At 70.1% G+C, this 21,766-nt stretch carries 23 protein-coding genes; 12 read left to right on the forward strand and 11 right to left on the reverse strand.

Going from position 1 to position 21,766, the window contains the following annotated elements; genetic code table 11:
• Positions 1-64: 64 nt before the first annotated feature.
• Entirely contained in the window at positions 65-919 is an 855-nt protein-coding gene (locus CHC05_RS32035; protein ID WP_089254375.1) for a YihY/virulence factor BrkB family protein, read from the reverse strand.
• 108 nt (positions 920-1,027) lie between these two features.
• Here CHC05_RS32035 and CHC05_RS32040 point away from each other — a divergent pair, with 108 nt between their 5' ends.
• Both CHC05_RS32040 and CHC05_RS32045 read left to right on the forward strand, forming a co-directional pair.
• Positions 1,028-1,636, forward strand: a complete 609-nt coding sequence (locus tag CHC05_RS32040) for a hypothetical protein (RefSeq protein ID WP_144022871.1) — start codon at positions 1,028-1,030, stop codon at positions 1,634-1,636.
• Positions 1,637-1,708: 72 nt separating this feature from the next.
• Positions 1,709-2,476, forward strand: a complete 768-nt coding sequence (locus CHC05_RS32045) for a DUF5984 family protein (protein WP_089254377.1) — start codon at positions 1,709-1,711, stop codon at positions 2,474-2,476.
• A 60-nt stretch (positions 2,477-2,536) separates the two neighbouring features.
• Here the strand turns inward: CHC05_RS32045 and CHC05_RS32050 are convergent, their stop codons facing one another.
• Together CHC05_RS32050 and CHC05_RS32055 are read right to left on the reverse strand one after the other, a co-directional pair.
• Positions 2,537-3,289: a hypothetical protein gene (locus CHC05_RS32050; protein WP_089254378.1), complete on the reverse strand. Its 753-nt coding sequence runs from the start codon at positions 3,287-3,289 to the stop codon at positions 2,537-2,539.
• 162 nt (positions 3,290-3,451) lie between these two features.
• The gene (locus CHC05_RS32055) at positions 3,452-3,892 is read right to left on the reverse strand and encodes an HD domain-containing protein (protein WP_089254379.1); all 441 of its coding nucleotides are present in this window, start codon (positions 3,890-3,892) and stop codon (positions 3,452-3,454) included.
• Between the two features lie 166 nt (positions 3,893-4,058).
• On the opposite strand from CHC05_RS32055, the gene CHC05_RS32060 reads away from it, so the two are divergent.
• Positions 4,059-4,856, forward strand: coding sequence for a class I SAM-dependent methyltransferase (locus tag CHC05_RS32060; protein ID WP_089254380.1), 798 nt, complete (start codon positions 4,059-4,061; stop codon positions 4,854-4,856).
• A 57-nt stretch (positions 4,857-4,913) separates the two neighbouring features.
• Positions 4,914-5,525, forward strand: coding sequence for a hypothetical protein (locus CHC05_RS32065; protein WP_089254381.1), 612 nt, complete (start codon positions 4,914-4,916; stop codon positions 5,523-5,525).
• A gap of 116 nt (positions 5,526-5,641) precedes the next feature.
• On the opposite strand, the gene CHC05_RS32070 is transcribed toward CHC05_RS32065, so the two are convergent.
• Positions 5,642-6,553 carry an amidohydrolase family protein gene (locus tag CHC05_RS32070; protein ID WP_089254382.1) on the reverse strand — a complete coding sequence of 304 codons (912 nt, stop codon included), beginning with the start codon at positions 6,551-6,553 and terminating at the stop codon, positions 5,642-5,644.
• A 36-nt stretch (positions 6,554-6,589) separates the two neighbouring features.
• Positions 6,590-7,363: a M23 family metallopeptidase gene (locus tag CHC05_RS32075; protein WP_089254383.1), complete on the reverse strand. Its 774-nt coding sequence runs from the start codon at positions 7,361-7,363 to the stop codon at positions 6,590-6,592.
• Between the two features lie 100 nt (positions 7,364-7,463).
• Here CHC05_RS32075 and CHC05_RS32080 point away from each other — a divergent pair, with 100 nt between their 5' ends.
• From CHC05_RS32080 to CHC05_RS32090, 3 genes are read left to right on the forward strand one after another with little or no spacing between them, the layout of a single operon-like run.
• Positions 7,464-9,173: an ABC transporter transmembrane domain-containing protein gene (locus tag CHC05_RS32080; protein WP_245871322.1), complete on the forward strand. Its 1,710-nt coding sequence runs from the start codon at positions 7,464-7,466 to the stop codon at positions 9,171-9,173.
• A complete protein-coding gene (locus CHC05_RS32085) occupies positions 9,170-10,903 on the forward strand; it encodes an ABC transporter ATP-binding protein (protein WP_089254385.1) in 1,734 nt (577 codons plus the stop codon). Before CHC05_RS32080 ends, CHC05_RS32085 begins: the two co-directional genes overlap by 4 nt.
• A gap of 58 nt (positions 10,904-10,961) precedes the next feature.
• Positions 10,962-11,855 carry a phosphotransferase enzyme family protein gene (locus CHC05_RS32090; RefSeq protein ID WP_089254386.1) on the forward strand — a complete coding sequence of 298 codons (894 nt, stop codon included), beginning with the start codon at positions 10,962-10,964 and terminating at the stop codon, positions 11,853-11,855.
• Between the two features lie 40 nt (positions 11,856-11,895).
• Here the strand turns inward: CHC05_RS32090 and CHC05_RS32095 are convergent, their stop codons facing one another.
• Positions 11,896-12,813: a 5,10-methylenetetrahydrofolate reductase gene (locus CHC05_RS32095; protein ID WP_089254387.1), complete on the reverse strand. Its 918-nt coding sequence runs from the start codon at positions 12,811-12,813 to the stop codon at positions 11,896-11,898.
• Between the two features lie 123 nt (positions 12,814-12,936).
• Here CHC05_RS32095 and CHC05_RS32100 point away from each other — a divergent pair, with 123 nt between their 5' ends.
• The 3 genes from CHC05_RS32100 to CHC05_RS32110 all read left to right on the forward strand — a co-directional run bounded on the left by CHC05_RS32100 (position 12,937) and on the right by CHC05_RS32110 (position 14,536).
• A complete protein-coding gene (locus tag CHC05_RS32100) occupies positions 12,937-13,371 on the forward strand; it encodes a GNAT family N-acetyltransferase (protein ID WP_089254388.1) in 435 nt (144 codons plus the stop codon).
• Between the two features lie 50 nt (positions 13,372-13,421).
• Positions 13,422-14,099, forward strand: coding sequence for a DUF4253 domain-containing protein (locus CHC05_RS32105; RefSeq protein ID WP_144022872.1), 678 nt, complete (start codon positions 13,422-13,424; stop codon positions 14,097-14,099).
• A 71-nt stretch (positions 14,100-14,170) separates the two neighbouring features.
• Positions 14,171-14,536, forward strand: coding sequence for a nuclear transport factor 2 family protein (locus CHC05_RS32110; protein ID WP_089254390.1), 366 nt, complete (start codon positions 14,171-14,173; stop codon positions 14,534-14,536).
• A 9-nt stretch (positions 14,537-14,545) separates the two neighbouring features.
• On the opposite strand, the gene CHC05_RS32115 is transcribed toward CHC05_RS32110, so the two are convergent.
• Together CHC05_RS32115 and CHC05_RS32120 are read right to left on the reverse strand one after the other, a co-directional pair.
• Complete coding sequence (locus tag CHC05_RS32115) at positions 14,546-15,652, reverse strand: oxidoreductase (RefSeq protein ID WP_245871323.1); 1,107 nt, start codon at positions 15,650-15,652, stop codon at positions 14,546-14,548.
• 41 nt (positions 15,653-15,693) lie between these two features.
• Entirely contained in the window at positions 15,694-16,074 is a 381-nt protein-coding gene (locus tag CHC05_RS32120) for a MerR family transcriptional regulator (RefSeq protein WP_089254392.1), read from the reverse strand.
• A gap of 116 nt (positions 16,075-16,190) precedes the next feature.
• Between CHC05_RS32120 and CHC05_RS32125 the strand changes: the two genes are divergently transcribed.
• Together CHC05_RS32125 and CHC05_RS32130 are read left to right on the forward strand one after the other, a co-directional pair.
• Complete coding sequence (locus CHC05_RS32125; protein WP_089254393.1) at positions 16,191-16,883, forward strand: hypothetical protein; 693 nt, start codon at positions 16,191-16,193, stop codon at positions 16,881-16,883.
• 331 nt (positions 16,884-17,214) lie between these two features.
• On the forward strand, positions 17,215-17,943 hold the full coding sequence (locus CHC05_RS32130; RefSeq protein ID WP_089254394.1) for an alpha/beta hydrolase: 729 nt from the start codon (positions 17,215-17,217) through the stop codon (positions 17,941-17,943).
• Here the strand turns inward: CHC05_RS32130 and CHC05_RS32135 are convergent.
• Genes CHC05_RS32135 through CHC05_RS32145 form a run of 3 tightly spaced genes read right to left on the reverse strand, consistent with a single transcriptional unit; the run spans position 17,940 to position 21,754 of the window.
• Positions 17,940-18,905 carry an acetylxylan esterase gene (locus CHC05_RS32135; RefSeq protein WP_089254395.1) on the reverse strand — a complete coding sequence of 322 codons (966 nt, stop codon included), beginning with the start codon at positions 18,903-18,905 and terminating at the stop codon, positions 17,940-17,942. The two genes, CHC05_RS32130 and CHC05_RS32135, sit on opposite strands and share 4 nt — an antisense overlap.
• Positions 18,906-18,915: 10 nt before the next feature.
• Positions 18,916-20,109 carry an epoxide hydrolase family protein gene (locus CHC05_RS32140; protein ID WP_218824756.1) on the reverse strand — a complete coding sequence of 398 codons (1,194 nt, stop codon included), beginning with the start codon at positions 20,107-20,109 and terminating at the stop codon, positions 18,916-18,918.
• Between the two features lie 10 nt (positions 20,110-20,119).
• Positions 20,120-21,754 (reverse strand): lectin, encoded by a 1,635-nt coding sequence (locus tag CHC05_RS32145; protein ID WP_089254396.1) that lies wholly within the window; start codon positions 21,752-21,754, stop codon positions 20,120-20,122.
• Positions 21,755-21,766 lie beyond the last annotated feature (12 nt).

Below are 21,766 nucleotides of genomic sequence, written 5' to 3' on the forward strand. Positions count from 1 at the left end.
TCAGAAGGGTGTTGATGTCTGTCGTCACAAACGGATCATCGACACCCTTCGCCGTACCCACGACTTAGGGGTAGTTAGGACTTACTCGTCTAGGCTCGTCCCGCTCGAGCTCCGCGTCGTACTCCGCGCCCAGCAGGATCGCCATGTTCGAGAGCTGGAGCCACACCAGGAACACGATGATGCCGGCGACGGCGCCGTACGTCTTGTTGTACGAGTTGAAGAACGTCAGGTAGAGCCCGAAGAGTCCGGACAGGACGATCCACAGCAGCACCGCCACCAGGCCGCCGGGCGTGAGCACGCGGAACCTGTCGTGCTTGGCGTTCGGCGCGGCGAAGTAGAGGATCGAGAACATCAGGCTGACCAGCAGGACCAGCACCGGCCACTTGGCGATGTTCCAGGCGGTGACGGCGGCCGAGCCGAGCCCGAGCGCGTCGCCGATCGACTCCGCGAACCGGCCGGTGAAGACCACGATCAGGCAGCAGGCGATGAGCAGCAACCCGACGGCGGCGGTGAGCGCGACCCGGGTCGACAGCTTCTTCCACATCGGCCGCCCCTCGGGCACGTCGTAGATCGTGTTGGCCGCGCGCATGAACGCGGACACGTAGCCCGACGCCGACCAGAACGCGACCAGCGCACCGATCACCGCACCGACACTGGCCAGCGAGGAGTTGCCGGAGACCTGGTCGATCGCGCTGTTGACGAAGTCCGCGATGGCGCCCGGCAATGTGCTGGTCAGGTTGTCCTGCACGGCCTTGACCGTGTCGGGGCCGAGCAGCCCGAGGATGGAGACCACGACCAGCAGGCCCGGGAAGATGGACAGGATGCCGTAGTAGGTCAGCGCGGCCGCCCAGTCGCTGCCGCCGTCCGTGGAGAACTCCTTCACCGCACGCTTAGCGGCGGCCAGCCATTCCTTGCCCATGGGCACCTCATTTGCCCCGCTGCATGCTCTTTCACCCCCATCATGCGTCCTTCGTACGGGACACCCGGGGATCACGGTCGACGCGGCGTGCCGCGTACCCTGCTCGCCATGGTCGATGCCTACCCACGGGAGCCGATGGTCGATCTCGACCGGCCGGCACCCGAGCGACCGGCGCGCGACCCGGGCGCGCGGTTGCGCGTCGCATGGCGACGGCTGCGCACCGCCCGGCTCCAGGTCGGCGCCGTGGCCCTGGCCACGGTGGTCGGAGCGGTAGCCGGCGGGGTCGGCGTGCACCGGTGGGAAGCGCGGCAGGAGCGCCTGGCGGAGACGGGCGTCGTCACGGTGCGCGCGCAACTGCTGGACCCGACCGAGCTGAGCGGCAGCAGCGACGGGTCGACCGCCTCGATCGTGGTCAACCTGACCCTGGTCAACCTCGGCCCGCTGCCGGTCGACGTGGAGGACTTCGAGGGCCGGCGCGCCGGCCTGGGATTCCAGAACGCCTCCCAGGAGGTCAACGTCCGGCCGGGCTTCCGCACGGTCGCGGTCTCGATCACCCTGGACTGCACCCGGCCGACGATCGCCGGCAGCGACCCGCTGCCGCTGCGCATACGGGTGCGCACGGCCGACGGCCGAACCCGCACGGTCGAGACCCCGGTAGAGATCGGCGCGAAGGTCTGGGTGCAGTTCCTCGAGAACCTCTGCCGCAATAACCGCTGAAGGTTGATGGTCTGTCCGCCGGAACTTGGCCAGGCGGTCCGATACACGCTGTAGAGACGGGACACTGCCTGAATGATCAGGTTCCGGTTCGAGCTGTACGCACTGGACGAGGTGTCGCCGTGGGGCAGTGAGCAGCCGAGGCTCCACTGGTTCGGGCTGACCGAGGGATGGTATTGGCTCGAAGCGAGCGGACACGAGCTACTACGCCGCGCCAGGCAAGGTCACCCGCATCCCTACATCGACTACTACCTGGCTCGGCTTTGGGAAGACGTCCTTGTCCTGACGCCCAAGGTGCTGGAGCCGGTGCCTGGCGATCTGCGGCCGTTCATCGCCTCCCACGGCACGCAATGGACCTGTGACCCGCTCGAGTTCGTGGAAGAGCCAGATGAGCAATCGACCGACGACGTGCCCGACCATCCAGTCGTCACCGCCGCGATTTGGCACGCCGAGCACTACCTGGACTTCGGCTACCTGCGCAATCCGCCCAAGCTTCGGTTCTGGCGTACCACCGGCGACGATCGCGACGAGATCACCGTGGATTGGCGGCACGAGGACGACGACGAGATCGGCTTCACCGCCGACCCTGCGGTCCGGCTCAGCGTCCCGACCACCGCATATCTCGAGGCCGTGCACACCCTCGACCGCGAGCTGATGGCCGCCATGACCCAGCGGGTCGAGGAGCTGGAGCACCGCGGTGGGCTAGCTGGCGTGGACCTCGACCTCGTCGCTGTGCGGCGGGAACACGAAGACCGGCGGCAGTGGCTTGCCAAGAACCTCGACCGCTCGCCGAAGACAGACTGGGACGCGGTCCGTCAGGGTGCCCGCCTGCTGCTCGGCTGACGTCCGATAGCCCGACGCGCGGCCGCCGGGCCTGGTTGCCCGGCGGCCGGCGCGCGGTTGTCAGTTGCCGGTCAGCTTGTCGAAGTCGATGACGCTGCTGGCGGCCGGCGCCTTGATGCCCGGGTCCTTGCCGAACTCGCTGAACGACATGGTGCCGTCGGACGGGCTTTCCAGCAGCACCGGGTACGGCTTGCCGGTCGTCGCGATCCACAGCTTCTCCTCGGCGACCGCGCTGTCCATCAACGCGATCGCGTCGACACCGCCGATCTTCTTGGTCTCACCCTTGACCACCGAGCCACCGTCCGGCTTCAGCAGTTCGTCGAGGGCGGACACCGGCGCGAACAGTGCCGCCAGGTCCTCGTCCTTGGTGGAGAGCTTGGCCCACTTCTTTCCCATCAGCTGCGCGATGGTCGCGCCCACGTCGGCACCCGCGTTCACGTCCCAGAACTTCTTGTCCGGACGGATGAACTGCTGCCCGTCGACGGCGAGGATCTCGACCGTACCCTGGCCCTTGCCCATCGAGAGCGTGCCCTGCACCGCCTCGCCGTTGAGCTTGAGGTCCATCGTGATGGTCTTGCCGTCTTCGGCGAAGCTGCCCTTGAGCCGGAACGACTTCGCTTCCTTGATCGCGTCCCGGGACGCCGCCAGGATGTCGTCGCCCGCCTTGTCGGCGAGCGCGACCGCGGTCGGCGACGCGGAGGTGGCAGCCGGCGCCGGCGCCCCCGCCGTACCGCCGTCCTTGCTCCCGCAACCCGCGAGCAGCGCGGCCGCGACGGCGACCGGAATCGCCCATTTGACTGATACGGTCCTCATCAGAGGTTGTGCCCTTCTGCCCCCGTTCGGGACCAGGTCTCGAACGTTTCCGCGTGTACGTGTGGATCACCGGAGTGATCAACTCGTGCGCAGGCTAGGGCTCGCCGGCCTCCCAGCACAAATCCAGCTCCCGTTCAGCCGGTTCGCGGGATTCGTGGCTGTTCATGACGGCTCCGCGGCGAGCAGGATCTCTCGTGCCCGCGCGTACTTCCGGCGCAGTCTGTCGGCGGTCTCCTCGTCCAGCAGGGCCAACCTGGCCTCGTCCCCGTTCGTGGCGTTGTCGGCCAGCTTCACGAGCCGGCCCAGGGGGTCAGCGGCCGCCCGTCGGATCCCGTCCAGGTACGTCTCGCCGCCCCGATGTGAGACCGAGTCGCCAGCTGACACGACCCGCTCCGGGTAGCCCATCGCCCGCAGCTCGTCCAACGTGACGCCGCAGTCCTCGACCACGTCGTGCAGCAGCCCGGCCATGACGGCCTCGTCGCCGTGCCCGACCAGAGCCGCGGCGACGGTCCGCGGGTGGTCGATGTACGGGCGCCCGGCCTTGTCGACTTGACCCTCATGACAGCGGGCAGCGAACGCGTCCGTCTCCTCAACCGTCGGCATCACGCCGCTCGTCTCGGGCCCCGGTTTCAAGGATGACCGCGCGGACGGCGTGGCGCACGCTCGGCGTCATGGCGCATCGGACGCTGTAGCGAGGCTGATGATCGGCACCGCCGCAGACTATCTAACGACGACCCTGAAACCCCACTTGAAGGGATAACCAGCCACCATGACCGACACCAACCGAGAAATTCTGCGTACCACGTTCGGCCAAGACGCCGAGCTCTACGACCAATGCCGTCCCGGCTATCCACCCCCGCTGTTCACCGACCTTGCCACGCTCGCCGGTCTCGGCCCGCATGCTCGGGTGCTCGAGATCGGGTGCGGCACCGGCCAAGCGACACTGCCCCTGGCACAACTCGGATGCACCGTCGTCGCGCTGGACCTCAGCCACGATATGGCAGCCATCGCCCGACGCAATCTCGCACAGTTCCCGAACGTCACCGTCGTCGCATCGGCGTTCGAGGACTGGCAGCCTTCGGACGAAACGTTCGACGCCGTTCTCTCCGCGACCGCATTCCACTGGCTCGACCCCGACGTGCGCATGATCAAGGCAGCGGACCTGTTGCGTCCCGGCGGAGCCCTCGGCATCGTCTCGACCCACCACGTCGCCGGCGGAACGAACGCCTTCTTCGCCGACGCACAACGATGCTACGAACGCTTCGATCCCACGACACCGCCCGGCATGCAACTGACTGCCGATGACGAGAGCCCCGAAGAGACAGCGGAATTCGAGCGATCGGCACGCTTCGGGCCAGTCACGTTCCGCCGGTACGAGTGGCAGCACACCTGCGCGGCCAACGAGTACCTGAACCTGCTCATGACCTACTCCGGCCACCGAGCCATGGCACCCCAGGCGCGCAGCAACCTGTTCGCGTGCATCACCCACCTGATCGACAACGTCTACAACGGAGAAATCACCAAGCAATACCGAACCCGGCTCGCAATCGCGCACACGACACCGTGACTCGGCTCGGCTCCCGATCCGCGCCGCATGAGCGGATGTCGTCTACCGTGGCCGGGCATGGGCAACTGGGGAACGCTCATCGCGGTCCGCGGTGCGCAGGAATTGGGGACGCTCCGGGACCTCGACGCGGCTGTCCGCTCGCACGACGGCGCTGCCCGCGGTGACGGATGGCGCGTCTACGACGTACCGGAAAATGTCCTCGGCCAAGGGCCTGATCCTCTGCTGGCGCTCGTAGCCGCGTCGTCGAGCCCGGTGATCGCCGCGTACGTAGCAGACAGCGACTACGGCCAGGTCGTAGCGGCCACGCCATCCGGTGACCAGTGGGGCGTCTGGCTTGCCCGGGACACCGCGTACGCGTTCGAGCGCGACCACAATGCGATGGTCGGAATGGCTCGCACGACCGCACGACGTCGCGCCCGCGAAACGATCGCCGCCTTCGGCTGCCCACCCGACCAGGCGGTTCGACACGCGGTCAACTGGGCGGCCGAGGCTGGTTACACCGTGCCGGCCCGGCCGATCAGACAGCTCCTGCGCACCGGGCGCCGCCCGGGGCTCGCGGCGCGGCTCCGACCTCCGTCGACACGGTACGTCTTCGCGGAAGAGGCGTACTTCGACCTCCTCGACCGGCTGGGCCTGCCGCGTGCTCCCGACGCGGACGCCGCTGCTTGACTGTCAGCCCGCCTGGCCGAACAGCTTCGCCGTCGCGAGCAGGTCATGCCCGCCACGCACGTAAACCGCAGCACGTTGGTGAAAAGCTGTCGCTCCGGTAACTGTCGCTCACGGCCTCAGGGCTCCAGGGCGAAAAGGTGAGCCGCGTTTTCCCAGCAGACCGCGCGTAGCCAGGTGTCTCCGAAGTTCAGGCGCGACAGGCCTTCGAGTTGCCGGGCGTACGGGTAGGGGATGTTCGGGAAGTCCGAGCCGAGCAGCACCTTCCCCGCCGTGCCCAGGTCGCGTAGTCGCGGCAGCGCAGCGGCCGGGAACGGTTGGGCCCGGTCGAAGAAGTCCGTGAACATCATCGTGGTGTCCAGCGCCACCCGTTCGTAGGTCTCCGCGAGCCGCAGGAAGTCGAGGTACTCGGGCGCGCCCAGGTGGGCGATCACCGCCCGTAGTCGCGGATGCCGCGCGAGCACCTCCCCGAACGGCCCCGGGCCCGTGTGCCCGTGCGCCACCGGACCCGACCCCGCGTGCACGATCACCGGCACGTCGGCCTCGGCCAGCAGCCCCCACACCTCGTCGAGCGACGGGTCGGCCGGGTGGAAGGCGGCCACCTGGAGATGCAGCTTGAACAACCGCGCACCGCGCGCCAGCGCGTCCCGCGTGTAGGAGAGCACCCCGGGCTCGGGGAAGAACGTCGCGCACGGCAGGCACCCGGGCGTACGGGCGGCGAAATCGAGCGTCCACGTGTTGAGGTCGGAAGCCATCCCGGGCCGGTGCGCGTACGCGAGCGCGCTGAACGCCCGTACCCCCATGCGGCGAAGGACCGAGACCCGTGCCTCGTCGGAGCCCCGATAGCGGATCGGCCACGGCATCCCGACCAGCGGACCGGCCGAGTCGAAATGGGCCCACACCCGGCGCATCATCCGCTCGGGCAGGAAGTGCGTGTGCACGTCGGCGAGACCGGGCAGCCCGAGAGCGGCCCAGAACCGCGGCACGTCCTCGTCGGAAGCGGAAACGGGAACGGGAACGGGCGGCGCCATGACGATCGAGCCTAGCGCCGCCCGCTTCGACAACCGTCAGCAGCGGGGCACGCCCGGTATGAAGCCGTCGTGGCCCGTGTAGACGTACGCGTCCGAGATGAAGCGGCCCGAGCCGATCCGGTCCCAGATCGTGCTCGTGCCGTACGTGCCGGTGACCGAGCTGCCGTTGGTCTGGCACTGGATCGTCACGCGCGCGCCGTCCGCGACCGTGCCGACCGACGCGTACGACGTGCCCGGGCCCGAGCGCACCGTCAGGGGCGAGCCGGCGGTGTTCACGGTGCCGCTGCCCGTACCCCCGCCGGAGCAGGCGTTGTCGCTCGTGTAGGTCTTGGTTCCCCAGTACAGCGCCAGGGTGCCGTTGAAGCGGACCTGCACCGCCGAGCCGTTGAGGCGCTGCTCGTAGTGCAGGTGCGGGCCCGTCGAGCCGCCGCTCGTGCCGACGTAGCCGATCACCGAGCCGTAGCCGACGGACTGCCCGACGGAGACGTTGAACGCGCTCAGGTGCGCGTAGTAGGTGGTGTAGCCGGCGCCGTGGTTGATCCGGACGTACCGGCCGTAGCTGGTGTCGCCCAGGTTCGTGACCACGTCGACGGTGCCGGCGGCGCTGGCCACGACCGGGTCGCCGTCGTCGTTGGTGCGGTTGAAGTCGATGGCGTTGGCCGGGCTGTGGTTGGTGCGGGTCTGCCCCGACCAGGCCTGCCCGCAGGGGAACGGCACCTTGAACGTCGGTGCCGCCAGCGCCGGTGCGGTCGGCAGCAGGAGGAACGCGACGCACACGGCACCGAGCAGGCGCCACCAGCGGTTTCTCATCCAGGACCTCCAGTCGTACGAAGAAATACTTCAATGCATGTATATGATCCTGGCAGAAAACTGCGTGGGGCGAAACAGCGGACGACGGTACGTTGAACGCGTGCCCCCGCAGATCCCCCATGCCCAGCCCGGGGTGCCCGACATACGGGGACCGTTCCGCTACATCTGGTGGCTGATCCGCAGCCAGCCGTGGCGCGTCCTGCGCGGTGGCTTCTTCGGCACCGTCTGGATGGTCGGCCTGGCGGTGCGCCCGTACCTGATCTCCAAGGCCGTCGACGACGGGTTGCGCGCCGGCCACCGGGGCATGCTGCTGCTCTGGGTGGGCGCGATCGTCCTGTCCGGCCTCATGCTCGCCTGGCTCGGCATCATGCGGCACCGCACGATGACCTTCGTCCGCGAGGACGCCTCGGCCCGCTCCGCCGAGGTGGTGCTGCGGCACCTGGCCCGGACCGGCTCGGCGCTGTCCCGCCGGCTCGACGCGGGCGAGGTCGCCACGGTCAGCGGCCGCGACATCCAGAACGTCTCCCACGTGCTGACCTTCTGCGGGCCCGGGATCGGAGCGGTCGTCGCGTACGCGGCCGTCGCGGTCGTGCTCTGGACCATCGCGCCGACGCTGGCGGTGCTCGTGCTCGTCGGGGTGCCCGGCGTGGTCGCGGTGATCGCGCCGCTGGTGCGCCGGCTGGAGCGGGTCGAGACCGACTACCGGCGGCGGCAGGGCGCGCTGACCGCCCGCGCCGCCGATATCGTCGCCGGGCTCCGGGTGCTCGCCGGCGTCGGCGGTCGCGGGCTGTTCGCCGAGCGCTACGACCGCCAGTCCCGGAAGCTGCGGGCCGAGGGTTACCGGGTGGCCGCCGTCAACAGTTGGATCGAAGGGCTGGCGATCGCCGTTCCGGCGTTCTTCGCCGCGATCGTCGTCTGGGTCGCGGCGCATCTCGCGGCGACCGGCCAGATCACCGTGGGCGAGATGATCGCCGTGTACGGGTACTGCTCGATCCTGGCCATCCCGTGCTGGATGCTGCTGAGCTCGGCGCACGACGTGATCCGGGGCCGGGTGGCCGCCCGCCGGATCATCGCGCTGCTGGCGGTGTCGCCCGACGAGCACGGCGCGGTCACCGCCGCTGCCCCCGCCGGTCCGGCCGACCTGCACGACCCGGACAGCGGCCTGACCGTGCCCGCGGGCCGGTTGGTGGCGGTCGCCGCCGACGACCCCGGCACCGGCGCGGCCCTGGCTGACCGGCTGGCCCGCTACGCGACCGGCGAGGTCACCTGGGGCGGCGTGCCGCTGCGCGGGGTGCCCTTGCCGGACGTGCGCCGGCGGATCCTGATCGGTGACCACGACTCGTACCTGTTCGCCGGCCCGCTGCGCGGCACGCTCGACCGGGGCACCCCGGCCGACGTCACCGCCGGCGTCCACGCGGCCGCGGCCGAGGACGTCGTCGACGCGCTGCCCGCCGGGCTCGACACCGACGTCGACACCCAAGGCCGCACGCTCTCCGGCGGCCAACGACAACGGGTCCGGCTCGCCCGGGCGATGCTGGCCGACGCGGAGGTGCTGATCCTGGTCGACCCCACGTCGGCGGTCGACGCGCACACAGAAGCCCGGATCGCCTCACGTCTTCGGGCCGCCCGGGCCGGCCGCACCACCGTGTTGGTCGCGACCTCGCCGCTGCTGCTCGGGCAGGCCGACGAGGTGGCGTTCCTGCGCGGTGGCCGGGTGACCGCGACCGGCAGCCACGCGGACCTGCTGGCCTCGGACCCGGCGTACCGGGCCTTGGTCGCAAGCGACGTCGACGCGGAGGTGGCGGGATGACCGGCCTGCCCGTCGCCGACCGGCTGACCACCCGGCGGTCCAGCCGCGACCTGTTGACCGGCGAGCGCTCCGCGGTCGTCATCGTCCTGCTGCTGCAGGCGGCCGCGGCGGCTGCCGGGCTGGCCGCGCCCCGGTTGCTGGGCGCGATCGTCGACGACGTGCTGTCGGGCGCGGCCGTGGCCCGGATCGACAAGCTGGCGCTGGCGATCGCCGCCTGCACGTTGGTCCAGGCGGTGCTGCTGCGGTACGGGTACCTGGTCGGCTACCGGCTCGGCGAGCGCGCCATCGCCCGGCTCCGGGAGCGGTTCGTCCGGCGCGCGCTGGACCTGCCGGCCGCCGTCGTCGAGCGGGCCGGCACCGGCGACCTGACCAACCGGAGCTCCGTCGACGTGGCCACGGTCGGCACGACGGTCCGCGACGTGGTGCCCATCCTGCTGATCGCGGCGTCCCAGGTCGTCCTGATGGTCGGCGCCGTCTTCCTCATCCACCCGTTGCTCGGGCTCGTCGCGCTGGCCGGGCTGCCCAGCATTCTCGCCGTCACCCGGTGGTACCTGCGCCGGGCCAGCCCCGCCTACCTGGCCGAGGGCGCGGCCAGCGCCGACCTGACGGAGGCGCTGACCACCACGGCCGAGGGCGCGCGGACCGTCGAGGCGCTGGGGCTCGCCGGCGAGCGGGTCACCAACGGCACGAGCCGGATCGCCCGGCAGTGGCAGACCCGGCGCGCGACGCTGGCGCTGCGCTCGGTGTTCTATCCGGTGGTCGAGGCCAGCTATGCGGTGCCGATCTCGGTGGTGCTGCTCGTCGGCGGCGTGCTCGTGCCGCGCGGCGCGGTCAGCATCGGCGACGTGGTCGCGGCGGCACTGCTGCTCCAGCAGGCCATCGACCCGCTCGACCGGGTGCTGCAGTTCATCGAGCAGGCCCAACGCGGCGTCGCCTCGTACGCCCGGGTGCTCGGGGTCGGTTTCGGTGTGCCCGAGCAACGCGGCGTCGCGCCCGCGCCGGGCGACGAGCGGATCGTGGTGCGCGGAGCGCGGTTCGCCTACGCCAACGGCCACGACGTGCTGCACGGCATCGACCTCGACCTGCGCCCTGGCGAGCGGCTGGCGATCGTCGGGCCGTCCGGCGCCGGCAAGTCCACTTTGGCCAGACTGCTGGCCGGCACCGAGGCGCCGGACCACGGCGAGGTCACGTTGGGCGGGGTGCCGGTCGCGGAGATCGACCCGGCGGCGCGCCGCGGGTTGGTCGCCCTGGTCACCCAGGAACACCACGTCTTCATCGGTACGCTGCGCGACAACCTGTCGTTCGCCGCGCCCGACGCCAGCGACGGCGACATGCTCCGCGCACTGGTCGCCGTCGGCGCCGACTGGTACGCGACGTTGCCCGACGGCCTGGACACCGCGCTCGGCGAGGGAGCAGCACACCAGCTCGGTCCCGCCGACGCGCAACAGCTCGCGCTGGCCCGGATCGTGCTCGCGGACCCGCACACGCTGATCCTCGACGAGGCGACAGCGGCGCTCGACCCGACCACGGCGCGCCGCACGGAGCGGGCCCTCGCGGCGGTGCTGGGCGGACGCACGGTCATCGCGATCGCGCACCGGCTCAACACCGCGCGGGACGCGGACCGGGTCGCGGTCCTCGCGGACGGCCGCATCACGGAGCTCGGCACGCACGACGAACTGGTCGACGCGGGCGGCGCGTACGCGGCCCTATGGCGCTCCTGGCACGGCTAGAGCATGCCCATTACTAAGTCGGTGGCCGGTCGCGCCCCTGACTGATTGACTTCGAAACATGATCAGCGATACGCGGCTCCGTGAGCTCCTGGCGGATCTGTGGGGACTGGCAGCGGCCACGGTTGAGGTGCACAACGGCGGGATGAACTCCGCGACGTGGTTCGTCGCCGACGGTGGCCGGCGATGGGTTGCCAAGGCGGTCGCACCGGCGTCGCGACGGTCGTTCGTGGCCGGCCTGACGGTCGCGGCAGCCCTGGAGAGTGGGGGAATCCCCGCTGGAGCCGCGTTGGCGACCCGCCACGGAGATCTCGTCGCTGATGTCGACGGCATCCCGCTGGCCCTGCTCACCTGGGTTCCCGGCTCGGCACTGTCGTACGCGAATCCGGGCGACCAGCAGGTCATCGGCACGACGCTCGCCCGGGTGCACCGTACGTTGCTCGGCGTGTCGGTCTCTGATGTGGAGCGGTTCCATTGGGTCGACCCGCGGAGTGACCACCTGGGCATTCGCCCATGGGTGCGCACGGCCGTCGCCGCCGCGGTCACGGCCTATGACCAGCTCGACCCGCGAACACTGTCGTGGGGCCTGCTGCACACCGATCCCGCTCCGGACGCATTCCGGATGAACCGCGCTCAGGACACCTGCGGCGTGATCGACTGGAGCACCGCCATGGTCGGCCCATTGCTCTATGACCTGGCATCCGCCGTGATGTACGCGGGAGGGCCAGCCCGCGCCGACGCCCTGATCGATGCCTATCTGGCGGAGGGGGTGGTGCCGCATGCCGAGGCCGAGCGGGCTATGGGCGTGCTGCTGCGGTTCCGGTGGGCGGTGCAAGCCGACTACTTCGCCCGCCGCATCGCCACCCAGGACCTGACCGGCATCACCAGCGCCGCGGACAACGAACGCGGCCTCGCGGTCGCCCAGGTCGGGCTCAGCCAGGTTCCCGCGACGTGACAGCGGTCCCCTGCGGACCGGCCCCCGCGCGGCAGAGGGACTACCGCAGCATCCGGCCGATGTCGGCCGCCAACGTCACGGAGGCGTCGATCTCCGCTTTGCGGATCGAGACGCTCTCGACGTTGAAACCGAAGGGGATCTCGAGGGTGCGGCAGAAGTCGGCGAGGTCGCGTGCGTTGGCCCGGCACTGGTCCAGCGAGACCGCGAGTGGGTCGGGCGCGTGGGTGAGTGCGTTCTCCAGCCAGCGCGGCACAGCGACGCCGAGCCAGCGTAGGAACGCGAGTGTCTTGAGCGATCCGCATACCGACAAGGTGAAGATCACGGGTTGTGGCGTCAGGCCGCGTTCCCGGCAGGCGTAGAAGTAGTCGGAAACGAGGCTCTTGGTCGCGCCGACGTCGTAGACCACCTGCGAGATGAAGAAGGCGCAGCCGTTCCCCTGTTTCGCCAGCATTCGCAGGTGCTCGTCGCCGCCGGCGGTGTAGCGCTCGGTGATCGCCACGCCGCCGACCGGGAGATCAGGCCGGATCTCCCGGCGCAGCGTGTGCGCTCGGGCGAGGCTGGTGCGCACCGGCTTGTCGCGGGATGAGGCGCCGACGAAGACTCCCGACATCGCGGCCGGGTCGGTCGCGCGCAGCCAGGTTCGGAGCTCGTCATCGGCGTACTTGTCGACGCATCGGTAGATCACAACCGGACGGCGCCACCGGCCGAGGTATTCGGCGTGGAACACCGCGGGATCGATCGTCGGCAGGTAGGGGAACGGCCGCTGGTCGGGGTTGCGGTCGCTTTCGTCGTCGATGTCGTAGAGAACAAGCCCGTCGAGGTCAAGGCCGTCCAGGCGGGCAAGGGTCGCGCGGGCGATCTCGGCGACCCGCTCCGGGGCGGCATCCCGCCGAGGCGGAGTGATGCCGAACAGCATGATGCCGCCGGCCGCACGGGAAAGCATCGGGTTGGTCGTCATCGACACCCACGGTAGTTCGATGCGTCGCTGTCGTGTCACCTCTCAGACGAAGACCGCCCATTCGCGCCGGTGGTAGCGTGTCGGCTCCCAGCCGCCCGAGGCATCGGCAATGAAGGACAACCCTTGCTCAGCGTCACCCCGCTTCGATCCGACGACCGTCCTGCCTGGGAAGAGCTGTTCTCCGGCTACAACGCCTTTTACGCGCGCACCTGGCCGGCGGCGAACTACGACCGTGCCTGGCAGGAGTTTGCGCGGGACGAGCGGATCCACGCGCTCGGCGCCCGGCTCGACGGCCGGCTGGTCGGCATCGCCCACTTCCTCGTCCACGCCAGCACGACCTCGCCCGACGTCTGCTATCTCCAAGACCTGTTCACGGCCCCGAACGCACGAGGCAAGGGCGTGGCCCGAGCCCTGATCCGGGCCGTCGAGGAATGGGCCCGCGAGCAGGGCTGCAGCCGGCTCTACTGGCACACCCAGCAGCACAACCACACCGCCCGCCGGCTGTACGACCAGGTCGCGGACTTCCGCGACTTCATCGTGTACGCGATGCCGCTGTAGCCACCGCTGTCGCCGGGCGCTTGAGGCCCGTGGAGCGGTACCGTCTCGGCGTGGCCAGGGTGATGGACGACCCAGACGAGATCGCCGCTGTGTTCCGGCGTGGCGCTCTGGATGGGCTGCCGGTCGAGGAGGGCCTCGGCGACACGTGGGTGGTCACCGGCGTCGAATCGAGTCAGCTGCTTCCCGCCTGGCGAGCGGCGCGGGCCGCGGTGGCGCGGACCGGCCGGTGGCCCGTCCTGACAATGGCTGACGAACAGTGGCTCGATGCCGAGACCGAGCAGGTCGACGCGCTCGATTACGCGGCTCGGGCGGTGGATCCCTGGACGGTCTATCGCTGGTCAGGTCATGACTCGCAGATCGAGCCCGCGGACCTGCGGCTGTGGCTGCCTGGATTCCTGAGCGAGGCGCAGGTTGTGTTGTTGCCGACGTCGACGCAGTGGCTCGCGCCGGCATGGCTCAACTACTTCGGTGCGACAGAGAAGCACCCTGGCCGGGAGGGGCTCGCCGCGGCGATCCGGCAATGGGAGCGGCAGTGGGGTGCAGAACTGGTGGCGTCCTGGGGGACGATGCTGCAGTTCGTCGTCGCGCGGCAACCCGCCCTCGGCGAGCAGGCGTGGCAGTTGGCCCTCCAACTGCTGGCCGTGGGCGGCAGCCTTCAGGCGCCGAGCTGGGAGCTCGCGCTAGCGGTGACCCGCAGCGACGCCTGGTTCCTGCACGACCGCCCCTGAGCCGCGCGGTTGCGGTCGGAAACCGCCGACGCGTCTTGCCGGGGCCGACCCGTCAGGGGATCGTGACGGGCATGGACGACCGGAGCGCGATCCTCGCGACCGTCCGCGACTACTGGGACGGATGGTTTGCTGGCGACGCGGAGCGGATGACGGGTGCACTGCACCCGGATCTCGTGAAGCGGGGCGCCGCGATCGATGGGACGCTCGGCAAGCTCACCGGGGTGATGACGGCCGACGACATGACCCGCTGGACACGCGAGGGCGAAGGCATCGCGACCCGGCCCGTCGATACGACCTACGAGGTCACAGTCGACGATGTGTACGACCAGATCGCCACAGTGACCGTGCGCAGCGCGATCTACCGAGAATATCTACATCTGGTGAAGACTCAGGACGGCTGGCGGATTCTGAACGCGCTGTACACGAATGTCTCGTGACGGCGGGGATCAGTGGTAGCTGTCCTCGTGCTCTTTGCGGTAGTCAGAGATCATGTCGAGGTTCCCGTCGGCGGCGTTGGTGACCCAGGCCGGGTTGGCCAGCAGGATCCGGCCCAGCGCGACGAGGTCGAACTCCCCCTCCGTCAACCGTTCGACGAGGCCGGACATCGACTCAGGGCCGCCGGGCCTCAGGAACTCCCGCGTCAGGGCCACCGAGCCCACGGTGATCGCGGGCAGGCCGGTGAGTCGCTTCGCCCAGCCCGCGAGGTTGCGGGCGGAGCCGGGGAAGGCCGGTTGCCAGAACCGCCGTTGGGACGCGTGGAACGCGTCGGCGCCGGCGTCGGCGAACGCGGTCAGGATCTGACCCAGTTGCTCGGGCGTCTCGGCGATGCGTCCGTCGAACCGCCGCTCCTTGAACTGCGAGAATCGCACGATGACCGGTCGGTCCGCCGGGAACGCGGTGCGGACCGCGCGCACGACCTCGGCCGGGAACGCCACCCGGCGAGCCGGCGGACCGCCGTACGCGTCGGTGCGCCGATTGGTGAAAGGCCACAGGAACTCGTCCAGCAGATAGCCGTGCGCGGCGTGCACCTCCACCGCGTCGAAACCGGCTCGGGCCGCCACTCGAGCGGCCTCGGCGTACGACTCGAGCAGGACGTCCATGTCCTTGAGAGTCATCGCGTGGCTGGCCGGGCGGCCCGGCTCCCGTACCCCTGACGGCGTCCAGGCCCGCACCCCGTCGACCGGATCACGCAGGCTACCCAGATGCCATAGCTGCGCGGCGATCCGGCCGCCCGCGGCGTGCACGTCGTCGACCACGCGCCGCCAACCGGCCTTGGCAGGACCGGCCGTCATCCGCGGCACCGTACGCTCGTGCCCCGCGCTCGGGTGCCCGACCAACACGCCCTCGGTGACGATGAGTCCGACGCGCTGCTCGGCTCGGCGCCGGTAGTAGGCCGCGACCTCGGGCGTCGGCACGCCGCCGGGCGATCGGAACCGGGTCATCGGCGCCATGACGAACCTCGACGCCAACGACAGGCCCGCGAAGGTGACCGGCTCCACCAACGGGGCCATGAGCTGGCCGGAAACGGGGCGTGTGACGGTGGTCGTTGTCATGCCGTCAAGGTAGGACCTGACACCGGTGTCAAGGGCAAGCCTCAGGCCGCGCTGCGTTCGCCAGATCGGGTGGGCCGCTCGTCGACGGCCATGTCGGCCAGCACGTGGTCGAGCACCTCGACCGTGTGCGCCAGCCGCGCCATCTCGGCGACGATGCGCTCGCGTTCCTCGCGGAGCCGGTCCGTCAGCCACGAGGTGCGGACGTCGGGGTTGGTCATGCACGGCAACAGCTCGTACATCCGAGTGCTGCTGATGCCGGCGTCGAAGAGCCGCTGGATGAGCAGGACGCGGTCGACCGCCGCGTCCGAGAAGACGCGCTGGTCGCTCGCGGTCCGCGCCGACACGAGCAACCCCTGCTGCTCGTAGTAGCGGATCGACCGGGCACTCACGCCGGTCCGGGTCGCTAGTTCGCCGATCCGCATGGCTTTCCTTCCGACGTGCCCGAGACTGTGTCTACCGTATGACGAGATGAGTCATAGTCAATGAGTCGATGTCGCCGGCCGGTGACATCGACGGGGCCGCGCCGCATAATTCGCACATGGACGCCGACCTGGTGCTGGTGACGCCTCGGCCGCGGGCGGCCGGGAGTGCGGTCACCGCGGTGGTCATGGCCCTGGTGGTCGGTGGTGTCGGCTGGGGCATGTGGCGGCTCGCGGACGCGTCCGGTCGGGTCAGGTGGACCGCGTGGGTGCTGCTCGGGGTGGTCGGGCTGGTCGCGCTGCGGGCGCTCGCCGTGCACCTCCGCCAGGTCGGCACGTGGCTGCGGTGGCGGGGGCGCCCACTGCCGGCCCTGCGGCTCACCGCGTCCGGGCTGGACTACAGCGCCGCGTACACGGGCGAGTTCGAACTGCATGTCTCGTGGGCGGTGCCGATGACCTGCGCCTATCGGCAGGGTGTCGACAACACCGGGTTCTTCTGGTGCCTCTACGCGCCCGTCATCGAGGGTCTCGACGGGCGGCCGGCGTTCCTGCCGCGGGAGTGGCCGCTCGACCCGGACGAGATGCGGGCGGAACGCCAGCAACTCGCGAAGGCCGCGGGCGTCGAGGCGGACTCGCCGGTCCTGCTCCACCTGGTCACCTACGGCACGCCGATCGTCATCAACCCCTACCTGCTGCCCGCCGACCTGGTCGACGCCGCCGACGAGCGCCTGCGCGCGCACACCGACGGCCGCTGCACGCTGCGCCCGCCGGAGCACCGCGTCGGCCCGACCACGCGATCGAAGATCTTCTAGCCGCGGCGGACCCGGGAGTCGCTGGCCGGACGGCGATCCGAGGGATGCGCCGCGAGCGACGCCGCAACACCAAGGGCACCATGCGCGGTCAGGGTCTGGGCCAGGGCAGCAGCACGAGCGACACCGGCTCCGGCAGCGCCGCCGGTGGGCTCTGAGGAAAATCGGTTGTCCGGGGCTGGTAGCTTTCAGGTGATCGTGACCCGCTCGAGGAGGTGAGACCCCATGCACGCGCAGTCAGGATGGGTGCTCCCCGTCGTCGTCATGGTCCAGCGGCCCAGTTAGGTGTCGCCGGGAGCGCCCGATACGAGGCACTTCCCGAAAGGCAACACCGATGCTTCAGTTCACCACGCAGACGTCCACCGACAGCGTCCTCGAGCGCGACTTCACCGTGGGCGACGTACCCGGCGTGCTCTGGTCGCCCACCGAACACGACGAGCCCGCTCCCCTGGTGTTCATGGGCCATGGCGGCGGCACCCACAAGCGGTGGCCCGCGATGACCGGCCGTGCCGCCCTCCTCGTCGCCGCCGGTTTCCATGTCGCCGTCGTCGACGCGCCCGGGCACGGCGACCGACCCCGCACCGACCACGACGAGCGCGAGATCGCGGAGCTCTTCCGGGCGCGCGCGGCCGGTGAGCCCGAGGGGCCGATCGTCGTGCGCTACAACGCCCACCTGGCCGAGCGCGCCGTGCCCGAATGGCGGGCGACCCTGGACGCCCTCCAAGAGGTATGCACAGGACCGGTCGGCTTCTACGGCCTCAACATGGCCACCGCGATCGGAGTGCTGTTCGTCGCCGACGACCCCCGGATCACCGCCGCCGTATTCGGCCTGCACTGGCCCGACGCGCTCGCGGACCAGGCCAGGAAGATCACGATCCCCATCGAGTACGCGATGCAGTGGGACGACGAGCACATCCCGCGCGAGGCCGGGCTGGCGCTGTTCGACGCGTTCGCCTCGACGGAGAAGACGTTGCACGCCAACACCGGACGGCACAAGGACCTGCCGAGGTTCGAGGCCGACAGCGCCGTCCGGTTCTTCGTGCGGCACCTGATGAAGAACTAGCCGAACAGCTCCCGGAGGACCTTGATCGTGCGGATCTGGTCCTCCGGGCCGCCGCCGTCGTGGTCGTTGAACGGCCACACCGCGATCTCCCGAAAGCCGGCCCAGACGTTGTGGGCCGCGTACACAGTGGATGGTGGGCAGATCGGGTCCATCAGCGCCACCGAGAACGAGCCGAAGCAGGTGGCCCGGCTCGCGAACGACGTGCCGTCGAAGTAGGCGAGCGTCGCGAACGCCTGTTCCGCCTTGGTGCGGTGGGTGGCGCACCAGCGCACGATCTCCGCGTACGGGTTGGCATCGGTGATCTGCACGGCCCGCCGGAACGCCGACAGGAACGGCACGTGCGGGATGGCCGCAGCGATGTCGTGGCGCAGCCCGCCGACCGCGACCGACAGCGCGCCGCCCTGGCTGCGCCCGGTCACCGCGATGCGGGACGCGTCAACGGAAGGGTGGGCCGCGGCGGCGTCCACCGCCCGGTACGCGTCGACGTAGAGCCGCCGGTAGTAGTAGTCGTCAGGGTCCAGGATCCCGCGCGTGACGTAACCCGGCACGGCCGGACCGGACGCGCCCGGGTCGGGGGTGTCGCCCGTCCGCCAGGTGCTCCCCTGCCCCCGGGTGTCCATCACGAAGTGCGCGTACCCGGCGCTCGCGTACGCCAGCCACTCGAGCGGCTCGCCCCGGCCCCCGCCGTACCCGATGTATTCGACGATCGTGGGCAGCGGCCCGGACCGGTCGGCGGGCAGGATGAGCCAGCCCTTGATGGGGTCGCCGCCGAAGCCGGCGAACGTCACGTCGAACACGTCGACGGTCCGCAGCAACGCGTCATAAGGGGTGAACGACGCCGCGACCGGCACCGAAGCGGCCTCGGCCAGGGTGCGCGACCAGAACGCGTCGAAATCGGAGGGCTCGGGCTCGCCGTCGTAGCGGTAGGCGGCCAGCTCGTCGAGGGAGAGGTCGAACTGCATAAAAATGCTCCTAGCGGCGACCGCGGAAGGTCCGGCGCAGGTCGTCGACCCAGGCGTCGGGGTTCTCCCAGGGGATGAAGTGGCCGCCCCGTTCGTGGGCGGTCAGGTTCACGTGGTTGTACCAGTCCGCGCGGTCGCTCGCCAGGAAGTGCGCCACACGCTGGTCGGTCGACACCCCGGGCGGGTTCTCGTAGCCAACGAAGGTGATCCCGGTCGGCGCCTCCACCGGCGGCCACCGATCGTGCGAGGGCGTCCACGGGTAGCGGTTGTTGTTGGCGTACGTGCGCATCGACGGACCGATCGCGTCGCCGGCCCAGAAGATGGTGGCGTGGGTCAGCACGTCGTCGGGGTCGAGCACGGTCTCGGGCGCGCTCCACTTGGCCCAGCGCTCCACGATCCAGGCGAGCATCCCCACCGGGGAGTCGGTCAGCGCGTACGACAGCGTCTGCGGCGCCAGCATGTGCGCGGCCAGGTGCACGGCGAATCGCTTCTCGTACGCCATCAGCTGGGCAAGCGTCTCCGGAGACAACCCCGAAGGGAGCGGCCGACCGCCGGTCAGGTCCCAGGCCCGTTCGCCGTTGAAGAACGTCAGCTTCAGCCCCGAGCCGATGTGGATGCCGTGCAGTTCGGCCGCGTACTTGTGCCCGAGCTGACCGGTGACCAGCGCGCCGACGTCGCAGCCGCCCGCCGCGTACCGCGGGTGTCCCAGGATGTCGGTCATCAGCGTGTGCCAGAGGTCGGCGATCTTCCAGAAGTTGAGGTCCGGCGGCACCGGCGTGGAGAAGCCGAAGCCGGGCAGCGACGGGACGATCACGTCGAACGCCTCGACCGGGTCGCCGCCGTACGCGCCGGGATCGGCCAGCGCGTCGACGACCTTCGACCAGTGCCAGAACGTCCACGGCCAGCCGTGGCTGAGGATCAGCGGGGTCGGGGCGGGACCGACGCCGGGCCGGCGCATGAAATGGATCGGCACGCCGTCGACCGCGACGCGGTAGTGCTCGTACGCGTTGATCGCGGCCTCGGCCCGGCGCCAGTCGAACCCGGCGCGCCAGTGCTCGACCAGGTCCCGCAGGTAGCCGGCGGAGACGCCGTAGTAGTCGTCGTGCGGATCGTCCGGCCAGCGGACGCCGTCGAGCCGGCGCCGGAGGTCGTCGAGGACCTCGTCGGGTACGTGGATCGGCGCCGGCTCCAGCGGAAAGCTCACCTAGCCGATGTTACGGCGTAGCAAGATCGAACTGCTCCCACGGCCCGATCGCGGTACGGTTCGCGACCAGCGGGTTCGCCCCGGCGTTGTCGGCGCAGACGTACCGGCCGTTGACCGTCGCCTGGAGGCTGACGGTGCCGTTGGCGTTGCGGATCAGGCGGAACGTCTCCCAGCCGCCGACGGCGGTCCGGTTCGCGATCAGCGGGTTGGCGCCGGCGTTCTCCGCGCAGACGTAACGGCCGTTGACCCGCGCCCGCAACGCGACATTTCCCCCGCTGAGCGGCACGACGTCGAACCCCTCCCAGGCGCCCAGCGAGGTGCCCCGGGCGACCAGCGGACCGTTGCCGGCGTCGGTCGCCTGCACCCACAGGTTGTTGGCCCGCGACCGCAGGCCCGAGGCGCCGGTGGGCGGCGGGCTCATGACCGGCTGTGTGGGCCGGGTGGCGGTCAGCGCGATTTGCCCCTTGAGCATCCGGCCGCCGTCGGCGGTGATCCGCAGGTAGTAGTCCGACGTGCAGAACGTCCCGTCCTCGTCAAGAGCCCGGATGCCAGCCCCGGCCGGCGTGGTCGCCTGCGTCTCGGAGGTCTTGGCGATCTGGTTGCCCTCGTTGTACTCGTCGAACATCGACACGTAGAGGCCAGCCGCGCCCAGCCGGACCATGTTGTAGAGATGCCGCCAGTAGAAGTCACCGTGCCGGCGATGCCCCGACGACAGGTCCCCAGGCATCACACAGGGTTGGTAGTCGATCCCGCTGGCGTCGCAGTCGGCTTTGTCGGGGACGTTGACGTTCGTGTAGAACGAGTCCAGCCCGGCCAGGTCACCCGTGCGCCCGACCATCCAGGGCGAGATCATGTTGAACGCGTGGTAGACCCCCGAGAAGCCGGGACGCGAGTCGTTGATGCCCTGCCGCCAGTAGGTCGGGACCCCGCCGATCACGTAACAGCCCTGCGCCTTGAACCAGTTGACCACGTCCAGGCAGGGCGCCGGTGCGAACGGGCGGCCCGGGTCGTTGAAGCCGAAGCCCCAGATGCACACGACGGGCTTGCCGTTCTGGCGGGCGTAGGCGGGCGAGGCCACGTGGGCCGACATCTTCGAGGTCCAGTCGGTCTTGATCTCCGACTGCATGTTCGTCCAGCTCGTGACGTCGTACATGATGTAGAACTTGCGCCCATAGCGCTCGGCCGCCGCCCGTACCTTCTGCGCCATCACGTCCCGGGTCGGCCCCTCGCCCGACACCGGGTTGAAGCGCTGCAGCGCGGCGGTGTCGCAGTTATACTGCTGCATCCACCTGAAATGCGTGTCGACCGTCTGGTCGTCGTACGACGAGAACAACTGCGCCGGCTGCCCATTGCCCAGATTCGGGTACGCGGTCGAATAGCCACGCGTGTACTCCCGCATGTCCGGCCACGACACGATCGTCGTGTTCGACGGCGACGGCGGCTGGAACCGGTCCCGCGACCAATGCCACCACCCACCGATCGGCGCACCGTCACCCGGACAGGCGAACCAACCCTGATAGCCGACAGAGATCTTGCCGACCACATCACCGGGTGGGCTGGGCGCGGCAGCAGCGGCGGTGGACGAACTGACGGCGAACGCGGTGGCACCGGCGCCCGCGAGCACGGTTCGGCGTGTGAGACCCATCGGGCCTTTCCC

Source organism: Asanoa hainanensis (assembly GCF_900188485.1).
Classification (GTDB): Bacteria; Actinomycetota; Actinomycetes; order Mycobacteriales; family Micromonosporaceae; genus Asanoa; species Asanoa hainanensis.